The 23943-nt window shown below is 41.3% G+C and carries 24 protein-coding genes, 1 other RNA gene and 2 riboswitches; of the genes, 16 read left to right on the forward strand and 9 right to left on the reverse strand.

All coding sequences use genetic code 11. The features are described from left to right. Positions 1-57 precede the first annotated feature (57 nt). From MKZ02_RS05830 to ssrA, 7 genes are all read left to right on the forward strand, one after another. A complete protein-coding gene (locus MKZ02_RS05830) occupies positions 58-1419 on the forward strand; it encodes an APC family permease (RefSeq protein WP_340852397.1) in 1362 nt (453 codons plus the stop codon). A gap of 42 nt (positions 1420-1461) precedes the next feature. Beyond that, complete coding sequence (locus MKZ02_RS05835; RefSeq protein WP_340852398.1) at positions 1462-3099, forward strand: amidohydrolase; 1638 nt, start codon at positions 1462-1464, stop codon at positions 3097-3099. Positions 3100-3231: 132 nt separating this feature from the next. Next, positions 3232-3810, forward strand: a complete 579-nt coding sequence (locus MKZ02_RS05840) for a TetR/AcrR family transcriptional regulator (protein ID WP_340852399.1) — start codon at positions 3232-3234, stop codon at positions 3808-3810. Between the two features lie 249 nt (positions 3811-4059). Then, positions 4060-4806: an alpha/beta hydrolase gene (locus MKZ02_RS05845; RefSeq protein ID WP_120034644.1), complete on the forward strand. Its 747-nt coding sequence runs from the start codon at positions 4060-4062 to the stop codon at positions 4804-4806. A 24-nt stretch (positions 4807-4830) separates the two neighbouring features. After that, positions 4831-7173, forward strand: coding sequence for a ribonuclease R (gene rnr / locus MKZ02_RS05850; RefSeq protein WP_340852402.1), 2343 nt, complete (start codon positions 4831-4833; stop codon positions 7171-7173). 59 nt (positions 7174-7232) lie between these two features. Beyond that, on the forward strand, positions 7233-7700 hold the full coding sequence (gene smpB / locus MKZ02_RS05855) for an SsrA-binding protein SmpB (RefSeq protein WP_120034639.1): 468 nt from the start codon (positions 7233-7235) through the stop codon (positions 7698-7700). A gap of 100 nt (positions 7701-7800) precedes the next feature. Further along, positions 7801-8142, forward strand: a transfer-messenger RNA (tmRNA) gene (gene ssrA, locus MKZ02_RS05860). A 407-nt stretch (positions 8143-8549) separates the two neighbouring features. Here the strand turns inward: ssrA and MKZ02_RS05865 are convergent. Further along, complete coding sequence (locus tag MKZ02_RS05865; RefSeq protein WP_340852405.1) at positions 8550-8957, reverse strand: LAGLIDADG family homing endonuclease; 408 nt, start codon at positions 8955-8957, stop codon at positions 8550-8552. 194 nt (positions 8958-9151) lie between these two features. Then, on the reverse strand, positions 9152-9502 hold the full coding sequence (locus MKZ02_RS05870) for a winged helix-turn-helix transcriptional regulator (RefSeq protein WP_340852407.1): 351 nt from the start codon (positions 9500-9502) through the stop codon (positions 9152-9154). Positions 9503-9621: 119 nt separating this feature from the next. Between MKZ02_RS05870 and MKZ02_RS05875 the strand changes: the two genes are divergently transcribed. The 7 genes from MKZ02_RS05875 (at position 9622) to brnQ (ending at position 16648) form a co-directional block, all read left to right on the forward strand. Beyond that, positions 9622-10248 carry a nitroreductase family protein gene (locus MKZ02_RS05875; protein WP_340852410.1) on the forward strand — a complete coding sequence of 209 codons (627 nt, stop codon included), beginning with the start codon at positions 9622-9624 and terminating at the stop codon, positions 10246-10248. Positions 10249-10388: 140 nt separating this feature from the next. Then, positions 10389-10489, forward strand: a riboswitch (glycine riboswitch). A gap of 3 nt (positions 10490-10492) precedes the next feature. After that, positions 10493-10576: riboswitch (glycine riboswitch) on the forward strand. 108 nt (positions 10577-10684) lie between these two features. Continuing rightward, a complete protein-coding gene (gene glyA, locus MKZ02_RS05880) occupies positions 10685-11935 on the forward strand; it encodes a serine hydroxymethyltransferase (RefSeq protein WP_340852411.1) in 1251 nt (416 codons plus the stop codon). 15 nt (positions 11936-11950) lie between these two features. Beyond that, entirely contained in the window at positions 11951-12469 is a 519-nt protein-coding gene (locus MKZ02_RS05885; RefSeq protein WP_120034633.1) for a serine dehydratase beta chain, read from the forward strand. Continuing rightward, positions 12469-13350 carry an L-serine ammonia-lyase, iron-sulfur-dependent, subunit alpha gene (gene sdaAA / locus MKZ02_RS05890; protein ID WP_340852413.1) on the forward strand — a complete coding sequence of 294 codons (882 nt, stop codon included), beginning with the start codon at positions 12469-12471 and terminating at the stop codon, positions 13348-13350. The genes MKZ02_RS05885 and sdaAA overlap by 1 nt, the downstream gene beginning before the upstream one ends. A gap of 307 nt (positions 13351-13657) precedes the next feature. Beyond that, positions 13658-14053, forward strand: coding sequence for a glycine cleavage system protein GcvH (gene gcvH / locus MKZ02_RS05895; protein WP_340852414.1), 396 nt, complete (start codon positions 13658-13660; stop codon positions 14051-14053). Positions 14054-14428: 375 nt separating this feature from the next. After that, positions 14429-14902: a CarD family transcriptional regulator gene (locus MKZ02_RS05900; RefSeq protein WP_259455608.1), complete on the forward strand. Its 474-nt coding sequence runs from the start codon at positions 14429-14431 to the stop codon at positions 14900-14902. Between the two features lie 390 nt (positions 14903-15292). Next, positions 15293-16648 carry a branched-chain amino acid transport system II carrier protein gene (brnQ, locus tag MKZ02_RS05905; RefSeq protein ID WP_340852418.1) on the forward strand — a complete coding sequence of 452 codons (1356 nt, stop codon included), beginning with the start codon at positions 15293-15295 and terminating at the stop codon, positions 16646-16648. A gap of 43 nt (positions 16649-16691) precedes the next feature. On the opposite strand, the gene MKZ02_RS05910 is transcribed toward brnQ, so the two are convergent. Then, the gene (locus MKZ02_RS05910; RefSeq protein ID WP_340852419.1) at positions 16692-17354 is read right to left on the reverse strand and encodes a GntR family transcriptional regulator; all 663 of its coding nucleotides are present in this window, start codon (positions 17352-17354) and stop codon (positions 16692-16694) included. Between the two features lie 284 nt (positions 17355-17638). Here MKZ02_RS05910 and MKZ02_RS05915 point away from each other — a divergent pair, with 284 nt between their 5' ends. Continuing rightward, positions 17639-17887 (forward strand): hypothetical protein, encoded by a 249-nt coding sequence (locus MKZ02_RS05915; protein WP_340852420.1) that lies wholly within the window; start codon positions 17639-17641, stop codon positions 17885-17887. A gap of 63 nt (positions 17888-17950) precedes the next feature. On the opposite strand, the gene MKZ02_RS05920 is transcribed toward MKZ02_RS05915, so the two are convergent. Next, positions 17951-18427, reverse strand: coding sequence for a DUF4188 domain-containing protein (locus MKZ02_RS05920; protein WP_340852423.1), 477 nt, complete (start codon positions 18425-18427; stop codon positions 17951-17953). Positions 18428-18437: 10 nt separating this feature from the next. After that, positions 18438-18986: a PadR family transcriptional regulator gene (locus tag MKZ02_RS05925; protein WP_340852425.1), complete on the reverse strand. Its 549-nt coding sequence runs from the start codon at positions 18984-18986 to the stop codon at positions 18438-18440. 481 nt (positions 18987-19467) lie between these two features. Here MKZ02_RS05925 and MKZ02_RS05930 point away from each other — a divergent pair, with 481 nt between their 5' ends. Continuing rightward, positions 19468-20082 (forward strand): PH domain-containing protein, encoded by a 615-nt coding sequence (locus MKZ02_RS05930; protein ID WP_340852426.1) that lies wholly within the window; start codon positions 19468-19470, stop codon positions 20080-20082. A 72-nt stretch (positions 20083-20154) separates the two neighbouring features. Here MKZ02_RS05930 and MKZ02_RS05935 read toward each other — a convergent pair whose 3' ends face one another. From MKZ02_RS05935 to MKZ02_RS05950, 4 genes are all read right to left on the reverse strand, one after another. Next, positions 20155-20937: a FixH family protein gene (locus MKZ02_RS05935; protein ID WP_340852428.1), complete on the reverse strand. Its 783-nt coding sequence runs from the start codon at positions 20935-20937 to the stop codon at positions 20155-20157. Positions 20938-20977: 40 nt separating this feature from the next. After that, entirely contained in the window at positions 20978-21550 is a 573-nt protein-coding gene (locus MKZ02_RS05940; RefSeq protein WP_120034611.1) for an SCO family protein, read from the reverse strand. A 106-nt stretch (positions 21551-21656) separates the two neighbouring features. After that, positions 21657-23069, reverse strand: a complete 1413-nt coding sequence (locus MKZ02_RS05945; protein WP_340852432.1) for a sensor histidine kinase — start codon at positions 23067-23069, stop codon at positions 21657-21659. Continuing rightward, positions 23069-23746, reverse strand: coding sequence for a response regulator transcription factor (locus tag MKZ02_RS05950; RefSeq protein WP_120034606.1), 678 nt, complete (start codon positions 23744-23746; stop codon positions 23069-23071). The genes MKZ02_RS05945 and MKZ02_RS05950 overlap by 1 nt, the downstream gene beginning before the upstream one ends. Positions 23747-23943 lie beyond the last annotated feature (197 nt).

A 23943-nucleotide genomic window follows, 5' to 3' on the forward strand; every position in this document is an offset into this window, starting at 1 on the left:
CACGTAAAAAAATAGGTAGCTCCTCAAATTGTATTCATAGGGAGGAAAGGCTTCACCATGAATAGGTCTCCAGCATTGAAACGCTCGCTCACGTTGCGCCATGTAATTTTATTTGGGATTGCTTTTATGGCTCCGATTACTGTTTTTACAACATACGGCATTGCCATTAAAAGCACACACGGAATGATACCAGTTGCTTATATGATTGCCTTGATTGTCATGATGTTTACTGCATATAGTTACGGAAAGATGGTTCAGGAATTTCCGATCACAGGGTCAGCTTATACGTTTGTGCAAAAAGGAATCAATCCATCACTTGGTTTTCTTGTGGGATGGGTGATTTTGCTGGATTACCTATTCAGCCCTATGATCAGTGCCTTGCTTTTTGGAATCTTTGTGAATGCTTACTTGCCGGTTCTTCCTATCGGCGTATGCATTCTTTCTTTCATCGTAATTGTAACCGCTATCAATATTTTTGGGATTAAGATTGCGGCGAATGTAAATGCACTCCTTGTCTTTTTTCAAATTCTTTTTATCGTGGCTTTTTGTCTTTTATGTATAAAGGGACTTTTAGAAGGAAAAGGAAGCGGAGAGCTTTTCACATCTGCTCCATTTTTTGATCCAGAAGTTAAATTTGCAAGTTTATTAGCGGTTGTTCCTCTTCTTTGTTTTAGTTTTCTAGGCTTTGATGCCATAACCACTTTAGCGGAAGAAACAAAAGATCCAAAAAGAGTCATGCCCAAGGCGATTTATGGGATTGTCTTGATAGGTGGAGCATTGTTCGTTGCTTCTACTTATTTTGCCCAGTCTATCTTCCCGAACTTCAGTACATTTAAAGATCCTGAATCAGCTGCTGTTGAGATTTTTATGTACGCCGGGGGAAATTTCTTAAATGCTTTCTTTCTCTCTGTAACTGTAACAGCAAGTATTGCTTCAGCCGTCGCCTCCGGCGGCAGCGGAGCGCGTATCCTATATGCAATGGGAAGGGAAAACATCCTTCCAAACAAGATATTCGGTCACCTTTCAGCCAAGTTCCAGACACCTGTTTATAATATATTAATTATTGCTGCTATTGCGACGAGCGCTCTGTTTTTGAGTATAGAGACAGCTACTTCCTTTATTAATTTTGGTGCCTTGTTCGCTTTTACTTTCGTGAATCTTTCAGTGTTTGTCCATTACTTTATTAAAAAGAAACAACGTTCAATAAAAGGTCTATTGCTATATATGCTTATCCCGTTAATGGGCGCCGGCACGACGGCTTTATTTTGGACGAAGCTAGACATTCATTCCATGACTTTGGGGAGTGTTTGGCTGCTCATCGGGCTCGGTTATCTTCTACATCTAACGAAAATGTTCAAGCAGCGTCCGCCTGAATTACACTTTGAGGAAACAGAATATGAAATGAGAATAGTCGAATAAGTAATTGCTAGATTTATAACTTACAAAAGAAAAGGGGACATTATGTTGAATAAGCAAAAAGAAGCGGATATTGTTCTTAGCAGTGAGGCTATATTTACAGGGCTTGAAAGCAACCCGCAGCCAGGGGCGATTGCCATTATTAATAATAAAATTGTAGCAGTCGGTTCGAAAGAAGAGCTGCGTCCATTTATTGGAGCAAACACAAAGGTGCTTGACTATGGAAGCCAATTAATTATGCCTGGTTTTCATGATTTTCATTTGCATGCGATGATGGGAAGTCTTGCATTGCAATGTGTGAACCTTTTTGATGCGCGCTCGGAAGAGGAAGCGGTCGAAATGGTACGGCAGTATGCAGAACAGCATCCGGATGAACCTTGGATTATTGGTTTTATGTGGGATTCTAGTTATTGGGAGGACAAAAGGCTGCCGAGCCGTTTCTCCCTGGATCGGGTATTCCCGGACCGGCCAGTTGTATTATTTCATGCGGAGGGCCATTACTCATGGGTAAACAGCAAAGCATTGGAGGTTGCCAATATTAATAAGGATACGAAAAATCCTTCTTACGGAACCGTTGAAAAAGATGATAATGGGGAACCGACGGGCATATTAATTGAAGAAGCTTCTTCATTGGTAACGGAATATGCCTATGATCTTCCGAAAAATAAAAAAGCTAGTTTATTTAGAAATTTTCTTAAAGAAGCAGCTAGTTACGGGGTTACGTCCATCAATAATTTGTATGGAACAGAAACATTGAGCAAGCTGGATGATTTTGAACTGTTCCGGGAATTTGAAGAGAATGACGAACTAACTGTACGCATGCATCTTTTTCCACAGCTTGATGGCAACATTGCGCATGCGAAACAACTGAGGGAAAAATATCAGTCAGCCAAATTACGGGTTGCTGGATTAAAGCAGTTCATTGATGGGGTAGTGACGAGCCGGACGGCTTACATGCTCCAGCCTTACGCGGATCAGCCGGACACTTGTGGACATGCAGCTTTCTCTTCAGACCAAATAAAAGATTGGGTCATCGAGGCGGATAAAGAGGAATTTAGCATTCGTTTTCATGCTATTGGGGATGGGGCTATCCGTTTAGCTCTAGATACGTTCGAAGAAGCACAAAAAGTGAATGGAGCAAGGGATTCCCGCCATGCGATTGAACATATAGAAGTCATTGACAGAAATGACGTTTCCCGCTTTTCTTCATTAGGAGTAATCGCTTCTATGCAGCCGGATCACATGGCTTTATCTGAGCGTGGGGTCTATACGGAACGAATTGGCAAAGAGCGAGAGAAGGATGTTTTCATTATTAATACGCTGCAAAAATCAGGAGCACAGCTTGCTTTAGGAACTGACTTTCCGATTGATTCCTTAAATCCCATGTTGCAAATATATCGGGCTGTGTCGAGAATTGACAGCGGTGGAAAAAATGTATGGAATCCTGATGAGCGGATTACTGTATCTGAAGCTCTGCGTGCATATACGTACGGTTCAGCATTTGGCACATTTAGAGAGCATGAATTAGGAACGCTTGAAGCGGGAAAGCTGGCTGATATTGCCATTCTGGACAGAAATATTTTTGATGTGCCTGTAGAAGAAATTCTTGATACGAAAGTGGAAATGACGATCATTGACGGAGAAATTGTTTACTCTAAACAAGAACAACCATCTTTCAATTAAAAAAGGCCTGTCTTTAGTTCGATTGACTAAGGGCAGGGCTTTTTTAGTTAAATTATTAAGGAAACACTTAGACTAAACAGTGAGAATCGTTTATCATTTTGTTAATGAAAGAAAAGGATTCGGAGGCTGCCAATGACAAAAGACAAAATTATCGCTATAGCGATTGCGCTGTTTGCTAAGAACGGATATGAAGGCACGACCTTAGCAGAGATTGCCAAGGGAGTGGGAATTCAAAAGCCGTCCATCTATAACCACTTTAAAAATAAAGAAGAGATATTTTTAACGATTTATAAGAAAATTTTGTGGAGTCATATTGAGGATGTAAGGCGGCTGATGGAGCGTATAAAAGGAGAGACGTCTGAAGAACAACTGAGACAAATTATGCTGTTAACGGCGCAAGATTACATAGATGATGAGGAAAAAACTACTTTTTTGAGAAGAGCAGTAGTCTTTCCGCCAGAGTCACTGAAAGAGCTTGTAAATGAAGAGTTTTTGTTATCGGAGGAAGCCTTGTCCGCTATTTTGCGCTCAATTTTCATACAAGGAATAGAAGCGAAAGAAATTCGTGAAGAAAACATAGAAGATTTAATCATTGCTTATTATTGTTTGCTTGATGGCATTTTCATTGAGCTGTCTTTTTACGGAGCAGAAAAGATGGTCCCAAGACTCCAAAATATATGGAAGATTTTTTGGGCCGGTATAAGCAATTAAAGAGCTCTCTTTCCATAGATGATTCATAGGAACATACGTGATGAACAGCGGCCTTTTCCCTGTATTCCACCGGGAAAAGGCCGTTGAATTTTCTTGGGAACACTAGATCCTTGCGTCTTTTTAGAGAGAAGAAGCTTTTTTTATTGAAATGAGACAGGCCTCACGCTGGTTTCTAAGGGCATTATTTCGTAAAATGATAATGAATGTCTGTGGAACGGTTCATACTAGAGAAAAGGGGTTTTTTGAATTATGAAATTACGTTTGCCGAAACCATTTACGTTTGAAGCTGGAAAGCGGGCGGTGCTTTTGCTTCATGGGTTCACGGGGAACTCTTCCGACGTGCGAATGCTCGGGCGCTTTTTGCAAAAGAAGGGATATACGTCGCATGCTCCGCATTATAAAGGGCATGGGGTTCCGCCGGAGGAGCTTGTTCATACTGGTCCGCAAGACTGGTGGCAGGATGTGATGGATGGCTATGAGCATCTAAAAAATCTTGGCTATGAGGAAATTGCTGTGGCTGGCTTGTCCCTCGGCGGGGTATTTTCTTTAAAGCTCGGCTATACTGTTCCTGTGAAAGGAATTGTGACGATGTGCGCGCCGATGTACATTAAAAGTGAAGAAGTGATGTACCAGGGGGTTTTAGATTACGCCCGCCAATTTAAGAAGTTTGAAGGGAAATCGGAAGAGGTAATTGAACAAGAAATAGAGGCGTTCAAAAAAACACCGATGAACACGTTAAAAGCACTGCAAAATCTCATTTCGGATGTGCGTGATCATATCGATATGATTTATGCGCCCGCCTTCGTCGTTCAGGCTCGCCACGATGAGATGATTAATCCGGAAAGTGCCAACATCATTTACGATGAAATTGAGTCAACAATGAAGGAAATAAAGTGGTATGAAGAGTCAGGCCATGTGATTACCATTGATAAAGAAAAAGAACAGCTGCACGAGGATATTTACGACTTCCTGGAAAAGCTGAACTGGAACGACTAATACAAAATGTAAGGAGGGACTGCTATGGATCAGCAAAATGAGCTTGTTGACAGATTATTGACATATATGAAGGAAGAGTCCTACAAGCCGCTCACTGTTAAAGAGCTGGAAGAGATGATGCAAATTGAAGATTCTGCTGAGTTTAAAGATTTTGTGAAGGCTCTTGTATATATGGAAGAAAAGGGATTGGTCGTTCGGACCAGAGCGAATCGCTACGGGCTTCCTGAAAAAATGAATTTAGTACGCGGTAAAATTTCCGGACATTCAAAAGGCTTTGCTTTTTTAGTGCCCGAAGAACAAGGAATGGACGATATATTTATTCCACCACATGAAACAAATGGCGCATTAAATGGCGACATTGCGCTTGTGAGGGTGACTTCGGAAACGAGCGGATCACGACGAGAAGGGACGGTTGTCCGCATTCTTGAGCGTGGAAAAACAGAGATTGTTGGTACATACACTGACAGTAAGCATTTTGGTTTTGTCATCCCCGATGATAAAAAGTTTGCGAGTGATATTTTCATTCCGAAGGAGGCTGCTCACGGGGCAATTGAGGGCCACAAAGTGGTTGTGAAAATTACTTCTTATCCGGATGGGCGTAAAAGTGCTGAAGGGGAAGTCATACAGATTCTTGGCCACAAAAATGACCCGGGTGTAGATATTATTTCAATTATTTATAAGCATGGCTTGCCACAGGAATTCCCTGAGGAAGTGATGGAACAGGCAAATGCTGTACCGGAAACAATTAGCGAAAAAGAAATAGAAGGCCGACGGGATTTGCGCGAAGAAACGATTGTCACAATTGACGGCGCCGATGCGAAAGATTTAGACGATGCCGTGACTGTGACAAAGCTCGATAATGGAAACTATAAGCTCGGCGTTCATATTGCTGATGTCAGTTATTATGTGACAGAAGGTTCTCCCATCGATGAGGAGGCGTATGAGCGAGGTACGAGTGTTTACCTCGTTGACCGCGTCATCCCAATGATCCCACATCGTCTTTCTAATGGTATTTGCTCATTGAACCCAAAAGTGGACCGGCTGACACTCTCGTGTGAGATGGAGATTAACTCATCCGGCGAAGTCGTAAGCCACGAAATTTTCCAAAGTGTGATTAAGACAACTGAGCGAATGACGTATAGTGATGTAAATGATATTCTTGTTGATAAAGATGAAGAACTGCGGTCGAAGTATGCACCGCTTGTACCATTATTTGAAGACATGGAAGAGCTGGCGGCTATCTTGCATAAGAAGCGGGAGAAGCGTGGTGCCATTGATTTTGACTTTAAAGAATCGAAAGTCATTGTTGATGAAGACGGCAAGCCGGTGGATGTCGTGCTGCGTGAGCGGTCTGTTGCCGAGCGGTTAATTGAAGAATTCATGCTGGCAGCGAATGAAACAGTAGCCGAACATTTTCATTGGATGGATGTACCGTTCATTTATCGGATCCATGAAGATCCGAAAGAAGATAAGCTGCAGCGTTTCTTTGAATTCATTACGAACTTCGGATTAGTTGTCAAAGGCACGTCTAACTCTGTACATCCGCGCGCTTTGCAGGAGGTGCTTGAGGCGATCCAAGGCAAACCGGAAGAAGTAATCATTTCTACCGTTATGCTTCGTTCCATGCAGCAGGCGAAATACTATGATGAAAGCCTAGGGCATTTTGGATTGTCGACAGATTATTATACGCACTTCACTTCACCCATTCGACGTTATCCGGATTTAATTGTGCACCGTCTAATCCGTACGTATTTAATTGAGAAGCAGGTGGATCCGGCTACTCAGGCAAAGTGGGAAGCACGCCTGCCGGAAATTGCCGAACATACATCGAACATGGAGCGCCGGGCTGTGGATGCCGAACGTGACACAGATGAACTGAAAAAAGCAGAATTCATGCTGGATAAAATTGGGGAAGAATTTGACGGCATTATTAGTTCTGTCACCAACTTCGGGATGTTTGTTGAGTTGGAAAACACCATCGAAGGCTTGATCCATGTCTCTTATATGACGGATGATTACTATCGCTATGATGAACAGCAATTTGCTATGATTGGTGAGCGGACGGGAAATGTTTTCCGCATCGGCGATCAAATTACCGTCAGAGTGAGAGATGTAAATAAGGACGAACAATCCATTGACTTTGAGATTGTTGGCATGAAAAATATAAGAAAACGTCCTGCTGTTCAGACAAAAACGATTAATGGAAAATCACAAAGCAAAAAAGCAAGCGGCCCGCAAGGCAACAGCGATGAAGGAGCGGGCGGCGAATGGACGAATCAGCCGCCAAACAAAAAGAAAAAACGCGGTAAATATTATGAAGGCGTAGCAAAAAAACAAGCGAAGAAAAGACGCCGGAATAAAGGATAACAGGCACCCGGCAGCTTCCAGGCTGCCGGGTCGGACTGAATAACGGAAGGTGAAGAAAAATGCCAAAGGGAGAAGGAAAAGTAGTTGCGCAAAATAAAAAAGCGCGCCATGATTTTTTTATCGAAGAAACGTTTGAAGCGGGGATCGTACTTCAAGGAACGGAAATTAAGTCAATCCGTGCTGGAAGAGTAAATTTAAAAGACGCGTTTGCCCGCATTCAAAAAGGGGAAGTGTTTGTATATAACATGCATATCAGTCCCTATGAGCAGGGAAACCGCTATAATCATGACCCGCTCAGAACGAGAAAGCTGTTATTGCACCGCAAACAGATTGATAAGCTCATTGGGGAAACAAAGGAAGCGGGTTATTCAATTGTCCCGCTGAAAATGTATTTAAAAGACGGTTACGCCAAGCTGCTAATCGGTTTGGCTAAAGGGAAGAAGAAGTTTGACAAGCGGGAAGACTTGAAGAAGAAAGAAGCGAAGCGCGATGTAGAGCGCGCGTTTAGAGAGCGGCAGAAAGGGTAAAGAGCGAACAATTGTTGCTTTTTCTATGAAAAATGGTATAATAAGAACTGTAGCTGAGCTTCGGACATTTGGTCCGGTTCCTATTTTATAATGGGGACGTTACGGATTCGACAGGGATAGTTCGAGCTTGGGCTGCGAGCCGAGGGGATCGTCCTCGTAAAAACGTCAAAGCCAATAATAACTGGCAAACAAAACAACAACCTCGCTTTCGCTGCTTAATAACAGCTGATAGCGGTTCCTCCCTCCATCGCCCATGTGGTAGGGTAAGGGACTCACTCTTAGTGGGCTACGCCGTAGTTCTCCGTCTGGGGACAAAGGAAGAGATCAATCAGGCTAGCTGTCCGGCCGCCCGTCGGTAGGCAAAAGGTACAGCGAAATCCGAATATATCGACTACGCTCGTAGACGTTCAAGTGCCGTTATCTTTGGACGTGGGTTCGATTAGAAAATAGTCGCCTTGTATGGTAACATACAAGTGAAAATTCGGCTTTATCGGTGAAACCTAAGTCATCGAATGATGATAAGGCAATGCCGAGCGGTATGTGGAGCAATCCAACAGCCGTGTATCGACTTATAGGCTGCCACTTAGTTGGAGGGCAGTACTAGGATGCGGGAAGCTACCTGGGGATCCAGGTAAATCTATTTTTCGCATAAGACGCCGAAGAGCCTGTCTTACTATGCAGGTTCAAGATATAGTCAGTGCCATGACGAAAGCATGGAAAAGCACGTCCCACCGTCTCCACCATACATGATTTGGTGGATATTACCTATTTAATTAAAAGACTTGCCAAACGTGGCAAGTCTTTTTGTGTTCATAAATAGGAAGGAAAGGTGGAGGTCTTTAACAGTTTTTATATGTTAAAAAATGACTCCTCAAATAATAATTTCGCTTTTAACATATCAGCTGTATATTTCCCATTTCGAGGTGTGACTCTGTTGTAGTGTTCCAATATCCATTTAGCTCGATTTCTTTTTTTATCTATTCTGAGATAAGGGGAAACTTCTTTTAAAATCATCAACACGCTCTCTTTGTTCTTTATAGACAAAGTATAAGAGTCCTTGTGAAGGCCAGGCTTATAATTTTTCTTATTACTAATGGCTCCGCCGGTCAGTGTTTGAATATAGAGAAGAAGCTCTTTATCCGACGAAGAAATTGTGATGCAAGGACGCCGATGTTCTCTTTGGTGCATTCTAGTTAGTGTGATAGAGCCTTCTCCATCTATAATCCCTGCTAAATAGCCCGCTTCCCAATCTTTCATGTCCTCTCCTCCTGAATTATTGTCATTCTTGAAAAATGGAAGCTTTGTGAAAGAAAAAACTTCGTCAAGTTGTTATGATCATCTACTTATATTGAAGCTTCAAAACATAGAACTGTTATGTCTATGAGTCTGTTTTTCTAAGGAAGGATAATAAACATTAAATTCTTATCTAGTTAATGACCCAGGTGTAGGGTTTAAATACGAGAAGCTTTACTAACCCAGCGCATAACAGCAGTAATGACATCTTCGAGTTCTTTGCCGATTGGGGTTAGTTCATAGATCACTTTTCTTGGGGAGGATTCAAATGTTTTCTTCACAACTAGTCTCTCATTTTCTAGCTCGCGCAGTCGTTCTGTAAGGAGCCGATCAGAAATGCCGGGGATTTCGTTTAATAATTCGTGATACCGTTTAGGGCCTTTCAGCAGTGTATAAATAATGACTCCCATCCAGCGCTTTCCGATGAACTCGATCGTGTGGTGAAAGTTATCGCAAATAGTGGTCTTATCTTTGTACTGAGAACAATTCAACTCATTTTGTTGGCTCATTCTATAACCTCAATGTTTTTATATAAATTTTAGCATATAGTATTTGACAAACCAAGCTTACTAATAGTAAGCTTGGTTTTGAACTTACTTAAAGTAAGTTCAATTAGGAGGGAAAGAAAGTGACAACAACTATGCAAAGTTTATCAGAAGTGATTCGCAATCGCCATTCTGTTAGAAAATATGATCCAACTTATAAAATTTCGAGAAATGAAATAGAAGAAATGCTGCAAGAAGCGATGCTAGCTCCTTCATCTAGCAACCTTCAGCCATGGCGCTTTATCGTTATTGATAATGAGGAGGTAAAGAAGGAACTAAGAGCCATTGCTTACAACCAAGAGCAAGTGGAGACATCTTCAGCTGTCATTGCTGTTCTAGGCGATGTAGAAATGTATAAAAATGTTGAAAAGGTATACCAAAGCAGCTATGAAGCTGGCTTTATGGATGAAGCGAGTATGAATAAACTGATTCAAAACACATATAATACGTATCCTAATGCGCCAGTTGAAGCAAGAGCCAATATTGCTTCATTTGATGCAGGGCTCGTCTCTATGCAGCTTATGCTTATTGCCAAAGCGAATGGTTATGATACGGTAACTATGGGCGGCTTTGATAAGCAGAAGTTTGCTGAGCGGTTTGATGTACCGGAACGCTACATTCCAATTGTTTTAATCGCTATTGGTAAAGCTGCTGCGCCTGCTCATAAAACGACTCGTCTTCCGCTGGAAGAAACAGTTCGTTTTATCTAACTAAATAGACGTTATTTAATAAAAGAGCATTTTCTGGTTTTTCAGAGTGCTCTTTTTATATTGCTTTTTCCTATCTTCATAAATTGAAAAAAGTGGTTGACAATTATAATTATTTTTAATATTCTAAACAAAAATAACGGATGACGATTGTGGGAGAGCGCGAGCAATAAGCCACCGAAGGAGCAAGTTCCAAAAAGACCCTTGGAGCTAATCTCTCAGGTAGAAGAACCACAATGGGACGCACCTCTGGAGAGCGCGTTTAGGTACGCCACCAAAGGGGAAGACTCTACGATCGATAAGAGTTAAACTCTCAGGTAAAAGGACAGAGAAGGGAAATGTTACCCTTTTCTGTCCTTTTTTGTGTGCAGAAAAAGGTAGCGAGAGATAAATGTACAGCACATGTTTAAAAGAGGAAATCTGAATAGGAGGCAAGGAAATGAGTTTGCAAAAAAATGATTTTACTATTTTTGAGGCGATTGAGAAAGAAAAGAGACGCCAGCATGAGACATTGGAATTGATTGCATCAGAAAACTTTGTCAGCCCGGATGTATTAGAAGCTATGGGAAGTGTAATGACGAATAAGTACGCGGAAGGATATCCGGGAAGGCGCTACTATGGGGGCTGTGAATTTGTCGATGTGGCGGAACGGGCAGCGATTGAACGTCTGACCAACCTATTTTGTGCTAAATATGCCAATGTGCAGCCTCACTCGGGGGCGCAGGCGAATCTCGCCGTCTTTTATGCACTGCTTCAGCCTGGCGATAAAATCATGGGCATGAATCTTTCGCATGGCGGACATTTAACTCACGGAAGCCCTGTGAGTATTTCTGGCAAATGGTTTGAGGTTGTTTCTTATGGAGTAAAGGAGGATACGCAATTAATTGATTACGATGAATTGGAGGAGATTGCCCATAAAGAAAAACCGAAATTGATCATTGCCGGGGCGAGTGCTTATCCGAGAACGATTGATTTTGCCCGCTTTAAAGAGATTGCCGATCAAGTGGACGCGAAATTGATGGTGGACATGGCGCATATCGCCGGGCTGGTGGCAGCAGGTCTTCACCCTTCTCCTGTTCCTTATGCAGATGTTGTGACAAGCACTACCCACAAAACATTGAGGGGGCCTCGGGGCGGCATTGTGTTAACGAACGACGAGGAAATCATTAAGGCTATTAACAAAGCAGTATTCCCAGGAATCCAGGGAGGCCCCCTTATGCACATTATTGCAGCAAAAGCGGTAGCTTTCAACGAAGCGGCGCAGCCGGACTTTAAAGAGTATGCCAAGCAAGTTATCCGAAACAGCCAGGCACTGGGCGAAGCGTTAAAGAGGGAAGGAGCTGCTCTTGTTTCCGGGGGGACAGATAACCACCTTGTCCTGCTGGATGTGCGTCCGTGGAGTCTGACTGGAAAAGAAGCAGAGCGTTTGCTTGAGGAAGCAGGTATTACCGTAAATAAGAACACGATTCCTTATGATCCGGAAGGCCCGTTTGTGACGAGCGGAGTGCGGATGGGAACAGCTGCGTTAACTACGCGCGGCATGAAAGAAGAGCAAATGGAGAAAATTGCTCAGGTGATAGCCGCTGTGTTGAAAAACAAAGGGGAACCGGCGGTACTGGCACAGGCAAAAGAAACAACGGCCTCTATTTGCGAAGCTTATCCATTATTCCAACAGTCAGTCAACGTATAGGAAAGGAGCAACAAAATGGAATTTCAAAGCTGCTTTGACATTATCGGGCCTATTATGGTGGGGCCGTCAAGTTCTCACACCGCTGGCGTTGTATCGATTGGCAAATTTATTTATGAATGGTTGGGCGGGTGTCCTGAAGAGGCGGATATTGTCTTCTATGATTCCTTTGCTGAAACCTATCAAGGGCATGGAACGGATAAAGCACTGCTTGGCGGTTTACTTGGCATGGGGACGGATGACTCGGGCATTCGGGATGCTCTGAAGCGGGCCGGGGAGGTTGGCCTGGATTATACGATTGAGCCGCAAGGAAGCTGCTTATTTTTTGACCATCCGAACACGGCTATGGTTACAGCTAGACGGGGGAACCAGCTTGTAAAAGTAGGCGGTGCTTCTCTCGGAGGCGGGTTATCGAAAATCTTTATGATCAACGGCCGAATGGTCGATATTCGTTTGAGCACGAGCGATGATTTTTCGGTGCTGGCTAGAAACTATCAGATATATCGATTAAGAGAAGAAATTGCGAGGAATGCCTGATGGAGATCTTATCAATGAAACAGCTTCTGAAGTCTTGTGAAAAGGAGCAGAAAAGTATCGGTGAAGTGATGCTGCTGCTAGAAGAAAAGAAATCAGGCAAAAATCAACAAACGATTCTTCGCATGATGGAAGAACGGCTCATCAAAATGAAGGAAGCGGTCGACAGTGGAACAGAGGATTCCTCATCCGCGCCGAGCGGAATTTCCGGAGGAGATGCCGTAAAAATGCGAGATTACGTACGAGGAGGAAAAACGCTTACAGGCAGCTATATTAGTCAGGCAATGACTTTCTCACTGGCTACTTCGGAAAGCAATGCCAGAATGGGAGTCATTGTGGCTACGCCCACTGCCGGAGCAGCAGGCATTTTGCCAGGCGTGCTCTTTTCGCTTCATCACAATGACGGAACGCCCTTTAAGGAGTTGGTTATGGGACTGTTTACCGCCAGCATGCTCGGCTATGTGATTGCTAATCGTTCGTTTATTTCCGGGGCTGCTGGAGGATGCCAGGCGGAAGTGGGCTCGGCAGCCGCCATGGCTGCTGGCACCATCACTGAATTAAAGGGCGGCAGCCCAGAGCAAGCTGTGCATGCAACGGCGATAGCGATGAAGTCTCTCTTAGGATTGGTTTGTGATCCGGTGGCAGGGCTTGTTGAAGTGCCTTGCATTAAACGGAATGCGATCGGTACATCCATTGCTTTTTCGGCTGCAGACTTGGCTCTTGCAGGAGTAGAAAGCCGCATTCCATGTGATGAGGTAATTGAGGCAATGTACAAAGTGGGGAAAGATATGCCAAGAACATTAAGAGAAACGTCTCTTGGCGGTCTTGCTATGACTGAGACTGGTCAGAGGATAAAAGAACAGCTCTTCTGCAGTAAGAAATAAAGCAATTTATGGATGGAAAAGACGATTGCTATATAAAAGGGATATCAGTGTTTATTTATATAGAAGTAACGATGACAGAGAGTAGCTTGAATAAAAGTGTTGTCGGTGGGAGAAAAAATGACTATTGCTTGGGGGAGCGGTAGCCATTTACAGGAAGAAGCTCAGTAAAAAGGCAGTGACTGTTAGGATAAAGACACCGGCTTATAAATGGGGTATAAACTGTTTTTTGATATATATGTTAGTTAAGTAGGAAGCGATTGGATTTATAAAATAAAGAGAACGTTTGAGGGGAAAGGGAGAAAAACAGATGACAGAAGCAACAGCGAATTTACTATATAGCGAAGAACATGAATGGGTACTTCAATTAAGTGAAAATCGGGTAAGAATTGGTATTTCTGATTATGCCCAAAAGCAGTTAGGGGATATTGTATTTGTAGAAAATCCAGAGATGAATGACGAAGTAACGGCCAATGAATCTATGGGAACTATTGAATCTGTTAAGGCGGTGTCAGAATTATTTTCTCCTCTCTCAGGCACGGTTATGACTGTTAATGAACGGTTAGAGGACAATCCTGAATTAATTAACGAGCAGCCTTATAAAGAGGGCTGGTTGATCGAAGTGGAGATGTCTAATCCGGAAGAACTGAAGGTGCTGCTAAGTGAAGGCGACTATGAAGCGTTTATTAATGAAGGAGAAAAATAAGGCCAGCAACGCTTGATAGAGAAAGAACTGGCAGCCAGGTATTAGAACTACTAAGAAAAACGATAAGAGAGAAGGCAAGGTGTGAATAGGTGATCCGAGAGCGCACAAGCCCAGGCGGCTGTTTCAAGTTGTAAGTATCATAGTCAATATTTACTGTCGCATGCAGGTTTCTTCCTGCATGCGTTTTATGTTCTCAAGGTTACAAAGGATGAATTAAATGTTGACGATAAAAATCTTCATAAGTACAAGAATTTTGGTTTATATACAAGAAAAAGAATATTGATTATTTTAAATATTCGTGATATATTTAAAAATTTGAATAAAAATATTGTTGTGATAACATAGTAGTTGTAAATGTGAATGGAGGTGGAGGATTTGTTTCAAGTTGGCGACAAGGTTTTTTATCCAATGTATGGAGCAGGGGTGATCGAAGCCATAGAAGAACGAGAAATCCAAGGGAAAACACAAGAGTACTGTGTTATTGCCATTCCTCTTAGTAAGATGGATGTCATGATTCCTGTAAAGGTGATCAAGAAATCACGAATCCGTTCGATTACTAGCAGAAAAGTAGCAAAAGAGATATTATCCGACTTTGATAATAAGGTATCTGATTGTTCGCTTTCGTGGAAGGAAAGGTTAAAAAAGAATACGGAAAAAATGAAGACAGGAGAAATGCAGGACACAGCTGAAGTAGTTCGAGACTTGCTTCATTATGAACGGGAAAAAGCGCTTAACTCTGTTGAAAAGCAGTTGCTTGACCGTGCCAAGCGTATTCTAATTAGTGAATTAATCATGATAAAAGATATTACGGAAAATGAAGCGGCAGAGTTGCTGAAACTCACAAGTTGACGTAAAAGGGAAATGATTTTTCAAGCGTGATGGTCTGAAACATCTTGATTTAGAGCGTCCTGAATTTTTAGGATGCTTTTTACACTGATAAAATATTTAAAAGATTAATATTGAAGAAAAAAGTTAAAGATTCTTTGCTGACATCTAGAATAATGTTATCTCAATATGGATCTACCAAGGAAGGATCAGCTTATATCAAGAGTGAGAGAAGGTATCGCCCTTTTTATAGAAAGCGCTTTAACTATTTTTAAATCTTCAAAATATTTTACAATAATATATTGAAATTACAGAGCAATAGAAGTAATATAGTTCTAGCGATATATTGCATACTTCGAATAGGATCTTTATTGAGCGAAAATAGATTTTGTAATTTAGAAAGGAATAAACTATATGAAGTCGAAATTATCATTTTCAGCTTATCTTGCAATTGGAGTTATGTTGTTTGCACTATTTTTTGGAGCGGGTAATCTTATTTTTCCAGCGCAGCTTGGCCAAAATGCCGGCACGAACGTTTGGCCAGCGGTTATTGGCTTTTTAACAACTGGAGTAGGGCTGCCGTTTCTCGGAATTTTAGCGATGGGCTTCTCGGGCAGTTCTAATCTTCAAGAACTGGCAAGTCGTGTCCATCCGATATACGCAGTTATTTTCACTTCGCTTCTTTATTTAACGATCGGACCATTTTTCGCCACTCCGCGTACAGGTACAGTCGCTTACGATATCGGTATATCTCCGTTTGTAGGTGAGGGCTCTGCACAAGTAGGGTTATTGATTTTTACTCTAGTGTTCTTTGGTGTTACGATGTGGCTGTCATTAAACCCTTCAAAGATTGTTGACCGGGTTGGAAAGATTCTATCACCAGCACTGATTATACTGCTCTTGATCTTATTAATTACTGTTATTGCTAAACCTATGGGATCTATTGAGGCTCCTCAGGAAATGTATGCAAACGGGGCATTTGTGAAAGGTTTCTTAGAAGGATACAACACAATGGATGCGCTCGCTTCGCTTGTCTTCGGAATTATTGTTATTAATGCGATTCGCTCCATGGGTGTGACATCCAAAGGAGAGGTATTATCCGCAACAATTAAAGCGGGGACTGTGGCAATCTTTTTCCTTGCTATCATCTATGTAGGTATTGCTTATTTAGGTGCTACAAGCACAGAGAAATTCGGAGTTTTTGATACGGGGGGCCCTGTTCTTAACAGCGCAGCTTCTTATTATTTTGGAAGCTTCGGAACAGTGATGCTGTCAGTGATCATTATACTGGCATGTTTAACAACAAGTATTGGGTTAATTACAGCGTGTGGTGAGTACTTCCATACTTTGTTCCCGAAAGTAAGCTATAAAAAGTTTGTTGTTTTCTTTTCATTGTTCTCATTTATCATTGCGAACTTTGGGTTATCCAACATTATTATGTACTCAATTCCAGTCTTAATGTTCCTGTATCCGCTGGCTATTACTTTAATGTTGTTAACATTCTTATCGCCATTGTTTAATCATTCACGGGTTGTTTATGTAGCAGCCACAATAGTAGCATTGCTAATCAGTACAATCGATGGCCTCAAAACATTCTGTGATTCATTCAGCATTCCATACTTTAATTGGATGAAAGCGGTAGTGTCATTTTACGAGCAAGTATTGCCGTTATACGGCCAGGGACTTGGCTGGTTGTTGCCAGTTTTAATCGTAATCGTCATTACAGGAGTGATTGTCCGTCTTCAAAAGTTATCAACTGTTGAAGCTTAATAAAAGCCGGCTCCCTCTCTTGAGAGGGAGCCGGCTTTTATGTTTATAGTGATTTGAGCGAGCGAAATTCTTCGATCGAACGAAGCCAGTTCTTCCTCATGCTTGCCGCAGCCCCTGTAGCATCCCGATCCTTTAAGTGTTTAATGATCGCTGCATGTTCTTCTATCGTCTTTTCCGTTAAAACAAGCGAACTGTGAAAAAATAATCTCCGAACATGTGATTGTAAAGATGGAATCATTTTAAGAAGATAAGGGTTATTGGCTGTATCGACAATAATTTGGTGAAACTCTTCATCAATTTTTAGAGCACCAAAGTAATTTTTTGAACGTACAGCCTCAGCTAATTGTTCATTTGTCATTTCTAGCAGCAGGGTTGCTTCATCTGTTAAATGGGGGACAGCCAGTTCAGCTGCCAATGCTTGTAATGCTGCTAAGGGTGGGAGGATATCTTTCATTGATTCTTCTTCCACTCTTGTCACTTGTGTTGATTTACCTGGGTACATTTCTACAAATCCTTGTGCTTCAAGAAGCTGCAGCGATTCACGAATTGGAGTTCTGCTGACACCTAAAGCCTCAGCAAGCTCTTTGTCATTCAATTTTTCGCCCGGACGCAAGGTGCCGTCAATAATCCATTGTAGCAGCTGGCTGAATGCGCTTTCTTTTGCTGATTTTCTTACCAGCTTTGAATGATCAGTAGGTATTGGCACTGGAATTCACCATCCTGCATAAATTCTATATTTTCTCTATATATTATACAGGTAAACTACCTGGATAGGAATATGCAATATATTAATCTCTTATTTTATAAGGTAAACCGGTAAGAAACCTACCGTCAGGTAAATTTTTCCTAATGATAATTATTATGGAATAAATAGATTTTAGTTTTATGAACAAACGGAAAAGTCAATAGTAATATATATAAAAGATGTGTCTAAATTAGAAAAAATTATTGACAAAAATGTGAATTTGAGAAATAATAGAAGAAAGGGAGATGGATAAAATGGAAACTAAACGGAAGATGTTAAATGCAGTAAAGTACATCGGTGGTACAGTGCTTGCTCTTGGGATTTTAACTTTCTTAATCGGTTTCTTTGGAAGCGATTCCAGTGTGTTAACTCCTATGGGCATTGGGGCAGTTGTAGGAGCAGTTTTCGTCTTTTTAATAGGGGTATTTTTTGTAGCATCTGAAGAAATGCTTGATAAAGCTTATAAAGGTATGGAACCTTATAGAACAAAGTAAAGAGCGTCTCTAAAGCGACGCTCTTTTTTTGTGTCAAGGATTGATCGGCCAGTAATGGATCTTTTATAAACCTGCATCCAGGCGCTGTCGGGCGGAATGCAATTCTGGTGTGATGGCTTGATGGCCTGTAGCCCGTGCCAATCCATAAGCGGGCATGTTTCCATACATACATTCGTATTGTCCTTTAGGAACAATATATGTCTCATGATAAATGCCTACCACACCATTGTTTCCGATTTTTTGATTAAACTCTTTCCATGCGGTAAGGTGGTTCTGTCCTTTTGCATAATCCATCAATTCGTCTGCAGAACGCCAATATTGCACCATGATAGTTGTTCGCAGTCCAAAAAACGATTCCATAGACAAAAAGCCAAGATCTTTATTTGTATACAGCTCTCGAATCATAGCTGGCATGGCTTTGAATACGGGCAGCCATTTATGAATAGCCCACCATTTATTCACTCGCATACCGATAATAAATACGACAACCTCCTCATTTGAACTGGCAGTGTAACGTCCGGGAAAAATTTTTTTAGGCATATGATCCCTCCTATAACTGGTCAATTTTCTTCATACAACACTCACACCATTCAATCGCTGCTTTTGTTGTCCTTTTTCCATAGTCCAATGTCATAAGCCAAAATTGGGCCTCGTGTTTGTCAGCATAGCTGCTATTAATCATGTGTTCAATGCTTTGATAGGTCTGATATCGCTCATGGAGCTTTTTTAAGTATTCTGAGAGCTGAGCATAAATAATGTTCTTCTCCTCGTGCTGGCTAAAAAACAGCTTAAGTAAAAATTCATTTTTTTCCGTTGGTAGCTCTTTGAAAGGCGCCTGAATCCACTCTTGGAGAGCTTGCTTTCCTTTGGGCGTTATATAATACTCTTTTTTATCAGGTTTTTTGTCTTGTAAAGTTGTTTCTACCGTTGCAAACCCTTCATCAACCAGCTGTTTTAGAGTAGGATATATTTGTCCATAGCTGACTTTCCAAAAGTAGTTTAAACTTCCATCAATCATTTGTTTGATAGAATACCCAGAGCGGCATCCAGTCGTAAGTAGCCCAAGTATTGCATACTTTGTTTGATTTTCTCTTGCCATTGTATCTCCTTATATCAATTAGTTATATATCATTTAGATATATTATATTGGATGAACAGCAAAAAAGACAGACTTTTAGGATAATATTCAAATCTTTCTTGGCAAATTGTCTGGATGATGATTTTAATTTTTAGAAGTGTGTGATTGCTGTATGTGAAAAAGAGTGAGTGTTCATTTATCAGGCTTGCCAATGCAATTGGCAAAAACAGAAGAGGGTTTAATGGTCTATTCCACTATCCTATCGATTGAAGGAGCCTCTCTATTTGTCTGACTTCTTTTCCTGGAGTGGAGGGGGATCAATTTTCTTTTTTATCGGGCCGTTTGCCACTTTATTCATCTGGAGATAGTTCATGACAGACGTCTGGCCCACAAATGTTTATTTTTATTAGTTGATGAAAAAAGAGTTTGCTTAACAAAAAGCTCTTGTTAAAATTGGAAAGAAGGCTATTTAATTTGTGATTTTTAAGGGGAGGATAAGTGAATGTTTAAGAAAATGGCTGCCGATGCACTTGGCTTATCGGACATTGGAACGATTATTTCACCGGCGGATTATGATAAGACAGATGCTGATGACTATGTGATGCATGAAGATGATGAAAAAATTTATTTTTTAATTAAAACGAAAGCAGATGAATACTGTTTTACGAACCTCGCTTTGATCCATGTAGATGGGGAAAGCGCAGTGTCTTCTAAAAGAACGTTAAAACGTTATCCGTATGCTCAGCATAGAATCTCTAATGTTGTGCTTGAAACAGCGGGTAAAATTGATATGGATGTTGAAATTAAATTCCAACTAGGAAATCAGGCATTTGATATTGATGTTCGAAAAGACCAAATTGAACAATTAAAAGATTTATACAAAGCTTTGCTGCGCATTGCAGAGATTACTCACGAGAACAGCGTATACATAGATATGGCTTCAAAAAGCCTTGATAAAGCAGCAAGTATTTTGCAGAACTCACGCACAGATGAAAAACAATTAGGAACTACTTATCGGGAATTGACCGACTTCGGTTTTACATGGATGACATCTGTCCGAGAGCAATATCACTTAAAGGATTTCGGAGAAATATTTGAGAAGTATATCAATAATTAATACACGATAAAAGCCCATCTGCTAGATGGGCTTTTATCGGTAGACATTATATACTTGCAGGCTGTTCACATGCTATTGAGCTACTTTTACTTGGTGATCTTCATGTTCATGCAAGCCCTCTTTGTTTTCTACATGAACTTTTACAGTAAACTCGCCAGCTGCAGCGAATGTATAGGCACCAGAGTACTCGCCAGGTTTCGTTTCTTTTACATCCACCCAATCGTGCTTATCAGGATTGGCCTTGTTCCAGATTTCATAGCGGACTTGTGCTTTTTCCAAAGGCGCTTCTTTCATTTGCAAATGAACGGTTAATGAAGTGGGGACATTCGCTTTTACATTTTCAGGCGCCATGAAGTGCATAGCAAAGCCTTCTGCATGCTCTCCGTGATCATGACTGTGTCCGGCTTGTTTTTCATGCTCATGGTGATTTTCAGTTACCCCTTTTCCGACAGTCACTGGCTTTAAAGGCATTGTATGAAGGTCTCTTGCCTGCACATGTACTTGTACAGTAAAGAGTCCATCATGGTCAAAAGCAGTTTTTGCTTCGTATGTGCCGTCTTTATTGTTTTTTGCCTTGATCATTTTGCTTTCTTCTTTTTTGCCTTCTTCCCATACCTCAAACTTCACTTCATCAGCATCGGCTACTTTTTCATCGCCTTGCGATACAGTGGCTTTCATAGCGATATTTTCGTTAACAGCTGCTTTTTCGGGAACATCAAGTACTGCTTCCAGCGGCTCTACCTTTTTCTGTACCGCCTTTGGTTTCTCCACTTCCTTCTTATCTGCCCCGCTATTACATGCAGCTAGTGCCGTCATAGCAAAGACGACGGCTATCATCCAGAATAGTTTCTTCATATCCATTCCTCCAATTTATCAGTCTTTAATGAAAAGAGCCTCAGCTATTTGACAAGGTTTTTTTTATGTCTTTAATCATGTCATCACTGTGGGCTCCTAAGGTAAAGCTGTACTCCTCTACAATTTCTCCATGTTGATTCACTAAGTAAAAGTTTGTGTTATGAATGACCTGATTCGATGATTCGGGTTTTTGAATGAGCGTTTGAAATTCCTCTCTGCCGAACGTCTCGATTTGCTCTTGAGTATAACCAGTGAGCATCTGCCAATTCGACTCATCTTCTGTAAAACCAGCTATATACTTTTTTAACTTGTTCGGTGTATCCACAGCCGGATCGACACTGAAGGAGACAAGCTCCACAGGAAGGTCTTCTGCTCTCAAGCGTTTTTGCAAAGCAGCCATATTGGCTGTCATCGGTGGACAGACAGTGTCGCAATTGGTAAAGATAAAATTAGCGACCCACACTTTTCCTTTCAGGCTTTCGCTGCCAAACGCTTTTCCATTTTGATTAGTAAAGGTGAATGATTTCATTTGATAGGGCTTGGTTTTATCCAAGCCGCAGCCCGAAAGCGCGATTAATGTCATACTTAGTATAAGCAGCCATATTTTCTTCATGCTGCGCACCTCTTTTCGTCCATCACTCATCGCCTGGAAAAAAAGAATACTTGAACCAAGCGTAAACGATGGTTGTGAAGTTTATGTGAGAAATCCTTAGCAATTTTTAAACAACAGGATCAACAAGCAACGGCAAGCGGATAGAAACAATGATTTCTTGGGCTGCCCGTCCGTTGCGAATGGAAAAAGTTCCGCCGTGCAGCCTGACAATTTCTTTTACGATAGAGAGGCCAAGGCCGGTTCCACCGGTTGCCCGGCTTCTGGCTTTATCTGTGCGAAAAAAGCGTTCACCTATGCGTGAGAGATCTTCCTCTTGAATGCTGATGCCTTGATTGATTACTTGTAGGAGCATGTCGTTATCTTCTGCTTTTAAGTCAATGATTAGGGTGCTTTCTTTAAAGGAATATTTAATGGCGTTATCCAGTATGTTGTAAATAACCTGCTGAATTCGCTTTGCATCACCGTCAATGATGAGATCTTCCTGGAAATTCACTTCCGTTCTAATCTTTTTTTCACTCGTGTGAATGTCAAACAAGTGGAGCGTGTCTAACAGCAGCTGGGCGACAGCGATAGGTTCCTTATCGAGCACGTACATGCTTTCCTGGAGATGATCAAGATCAACTAAATCATGGATTAATTTTTTTAGGCGATCGGTTTCTTTTTCAATCGTATTCAAATACTGCTGGGCTTCTTCGGGCGAAGTATATATTTCCTGCTTTAACGCCTGTGTATAACCGCTGATGTAAGTTAATGGTGTTCTTAACTCATGGACGACATTGGATAAAAACTCTTTTTTCCGGATATCCTGCTTTTCCAAGGAAGAACTCATTTTGTTAAAGGCTTTTGCGAGCTGACCAACCTCATCGTTGGCACGAATGGGCAGGCGATTCGAATAATTCCCCTTAGATACCTCTTGTGAGAATTGCTGAATTTCTGTGAGCGGCTGAAAGAGTGATTGTCGGATCCGGTTAACGACAAGAAACAAGAGCAAGAAAAATATAGTGCCTGTTAAAATTAAGATGGGCAGGCTGCCCTGGAATACTTCTTGAATAGCTGCCAGCGGCACGTAAATATAAATAAATCCGATCAGTCCCGTTTCGCCCATAATAGGGAAGATGGCGCCGATAATTTCCCGCTTAAATTCTTTTACATAGCCCTCTTTCATGACATAGTTGCCTTGTTCTAACCGCTTTTGGTCTTGTTTGTTGACAAGCGCTTCATAGTTGATTTTATAAGGAAAGTAAGTGGAGAGCTCGTCCAAATTGTCAACTGCAATAATCTCGTATTCAGATACGACATTGTACCAATGAATTTTTTCAATAATTTCTTTACTTAAAGTACCGTAGTGATAGTGGGAAGCTGTCCTTTCGCCCTGATAAATGACCGATTCCCTTATGCTATTCAAGTACAAGTCTTTATACAAAAAGTGCAAAAAGAAGAAAGCGAAAACAATGGTGAAGACGATACAGGACAAAATAAGAAATAGCACCTTTTGACTTAATGTAAAATTCTTTCTCACTAGGACACCTCAAATTTATAACCGATTCCCCAGACAGTTTGAATGAGAGCAGACTGATCCTTTAGCTTTAACCGCAATGTCTTCACATGAGTATCCACCGTTCTCTCGCTGCCGTTGTATTCCTCACCCCAAACGGAATGAAGCAGTTGTTCCCGCGAAAAAACTTTTCCTGGATGCTGTGCTAACCAAGAAAGCAGCTCATATTCTTTTAATGTTAATGAGAGAGAGCGCCCATTCACTGTTACTTTGTAAGATTGCATATCAAGAGTGAGCGGTCCGATCGTATAGCGATTTGTTTGCCGGGAAGAAGGATTGGTTCTTCTTAAAACAGATTCAATCCTGGCTAGCAGCTCACCAGGGTGAAAAGGCTTTACGATATAATCATCGCCCCCCAGTTTTAAGCCATGAATTTTATCCCATTCTTCTCCCTTAGCTGATAAAAAAATAAGCGGTAAATCATATCTTCTTTTGATCTCTGCTGCGAAAGTAAAGCCATCCATATACGGCATCATGACATCTACTATTAATAAATCAGGTACTTGCTTATCGATAGCAGAAAGAGCATCTATTCCGTTGGATGCTTCCATAACGGCATAGCCTTCTTTCTCCAAAAAGGTTTTTAAAAGCTGCCTCATTGTTTCTTCATCATCTATGATCATTACCGTTAATCCATTCATATATATCCCTCACTTTCTCTTCTTATTGTATCCATTATTTGTGAAGTTTTGGTGTGATTAGGCGGTGAAAAAGTTAAATTTCATGTACAACGAGATAAAAACTCCAATAAAAACATTGACTGATTAGTCAATGGATAGTATGGTTATGTTGACTGATCAGTCAATAAGAGAGGCATAGGAAGAGGGGGAGAGATACA

Source organism: Pseudobacillus sp. FSL P4-0506 (genome assembly GCF_038003025.1).
Lineage (GTDB): Bacteria > Bacillota > Bacilli > Bacillales > Domibacillaceae > Pseudobacillus.

Bases quoted from the DNA above. Each gene is read 5' to 3' on its own strand.
- MKZ02_RS05870 (WP_340852407.1), bottom strand. From the start codon at position 9,502: ATGAGCCAACAAAATGAGTTGAATTGTTCTCAGTACAAAGATAAGACC.
- MKZ02_RS05915 (WP_340852420.1), top strand. From the start codon at position 17,639: ATGGATAAAATGGAAACTAAACGGAAGATGTTAAATGCAGTAAAGTAC.
- brnQ (WP_340852418.1), top strand. From the start codon at position 15,293: ATGAAGTCGAAATTATCATTTTCAGCTTATCTTGCAATTGGAGTTATG.
- smpB (WP_120034639.1), top strand. From the start codon at position 7,233: ATGCCAAAGGGAGAAGGAAAAGTAGTTGCGCAAAATAAAAAAGCGCGC.
- MKZ02_RS05865 (WP_340852405.1), bottom strand. From the start codon at position 8,957: ATGAAAGATTGGGAAGCGGGCTATTTAGCAGGGATTATAGATGGAGAA.
- MKZ02_RS05940 (WP_120034611.1), bottom strand. From the start codon at position 21,550: ATGAAGAAAATATGGCTGCTTATACTAAGTATGACATTAATCGCGCTT.
- MKZ02_RS05845 (WP_120034644.1), top strand. From the start codon at position 4,060: ATGAAATTACGTTTGCCGAAACCATTTACGTTTGAAGCTGGAAAGCGG.
- sdaAA (WP_340852413.1), top strand. From the start codon at position 12,469: ATGGAGATCTTATCAATGAAACAGCTTCTGAAGTCTTGTGAAAAGGAG.
- MKZ02_RS05950 (WP_120034606.1), bottom strand. From the start codon at position 23,746: ATGAATGGATTAACGGTAATGATCATAGATGATGAAGAAACAATGAGG.
- MKZ02_RS05885 (WP_120034633.1), top strand. From the start codon at position 11,951: ATGGAATTTCAAAGCTGCTTTGACATTATCGGGCCTATTATGGTGGGG.
- MKZ02_RS05925 (WP_340852425.1), bottom strand. From the start codon at position 18,986: ATGGCAAGAGAAAATCAAACAAAGTATGCAATACTTGGGCTACTTACG.
- MKZ02_RS05840 (WP_340852399.1), top strand. From the start codon at position 3,232: ATGACAAAAGACAAAATTATCGCTATAGCGATTGCGCTGTTTGCTAAG.
- MKZ02_RS05835 (WP_340852398.1), top strand. From the start codon at position 1,462: ATGTTGAATAAGCAAAAAGAAGCGGATATTGTTCTTAGCAGTGAGGCT.
- glyA (WP_340852411.1), top strand. From the start codon at position 10,685: ATGAGTTTGCAAAAAAATGATTTTACTATTTTTGAGGCGATTGAGAAA.
- MKZ02_RS05930 (WP_340852426.1), top strand. From the start codon at position 19,468: ATGTTTAAGAAAATGGCTGCCGATGCACTTGGCTTATCGGACATTGGA.
- rnr (WP_340852402.1), top strand. From the start codon at position 4,831: ATGGATCAGCAAAATGAGCTTGTTGACAGATTATTGACATATATGAAG.
- MKZ02_RS05935 (WP_340852428.1), bottom strand. From the start codon at position 20,937: ATGAAGAAACTATTCTGGATGATAGCCGTCGTCTTTGCTATGACGGCA.
- MKZ02_RS05920 (WP_340852423.1), bottom strand. From the start codon at position 18,427: ATGCCTAAAAAAATTTTTCCCGGACGTTACACTGCCAGTTCAAATGAG.
- MKZ02_RS05830 (WP_340852397.1), top strand. From the start codon at position 58: ATGAATAGGTCTCCAGCATTGAAACGCTCGCTCACGTTGCGCCATGTA.
- gcvH (WP_340852414.1), top strand. From the start codon at position 13,658: ATGACAGAAGCAACAGCGAATTTACTATATAGCGAAGAACATGAATGG.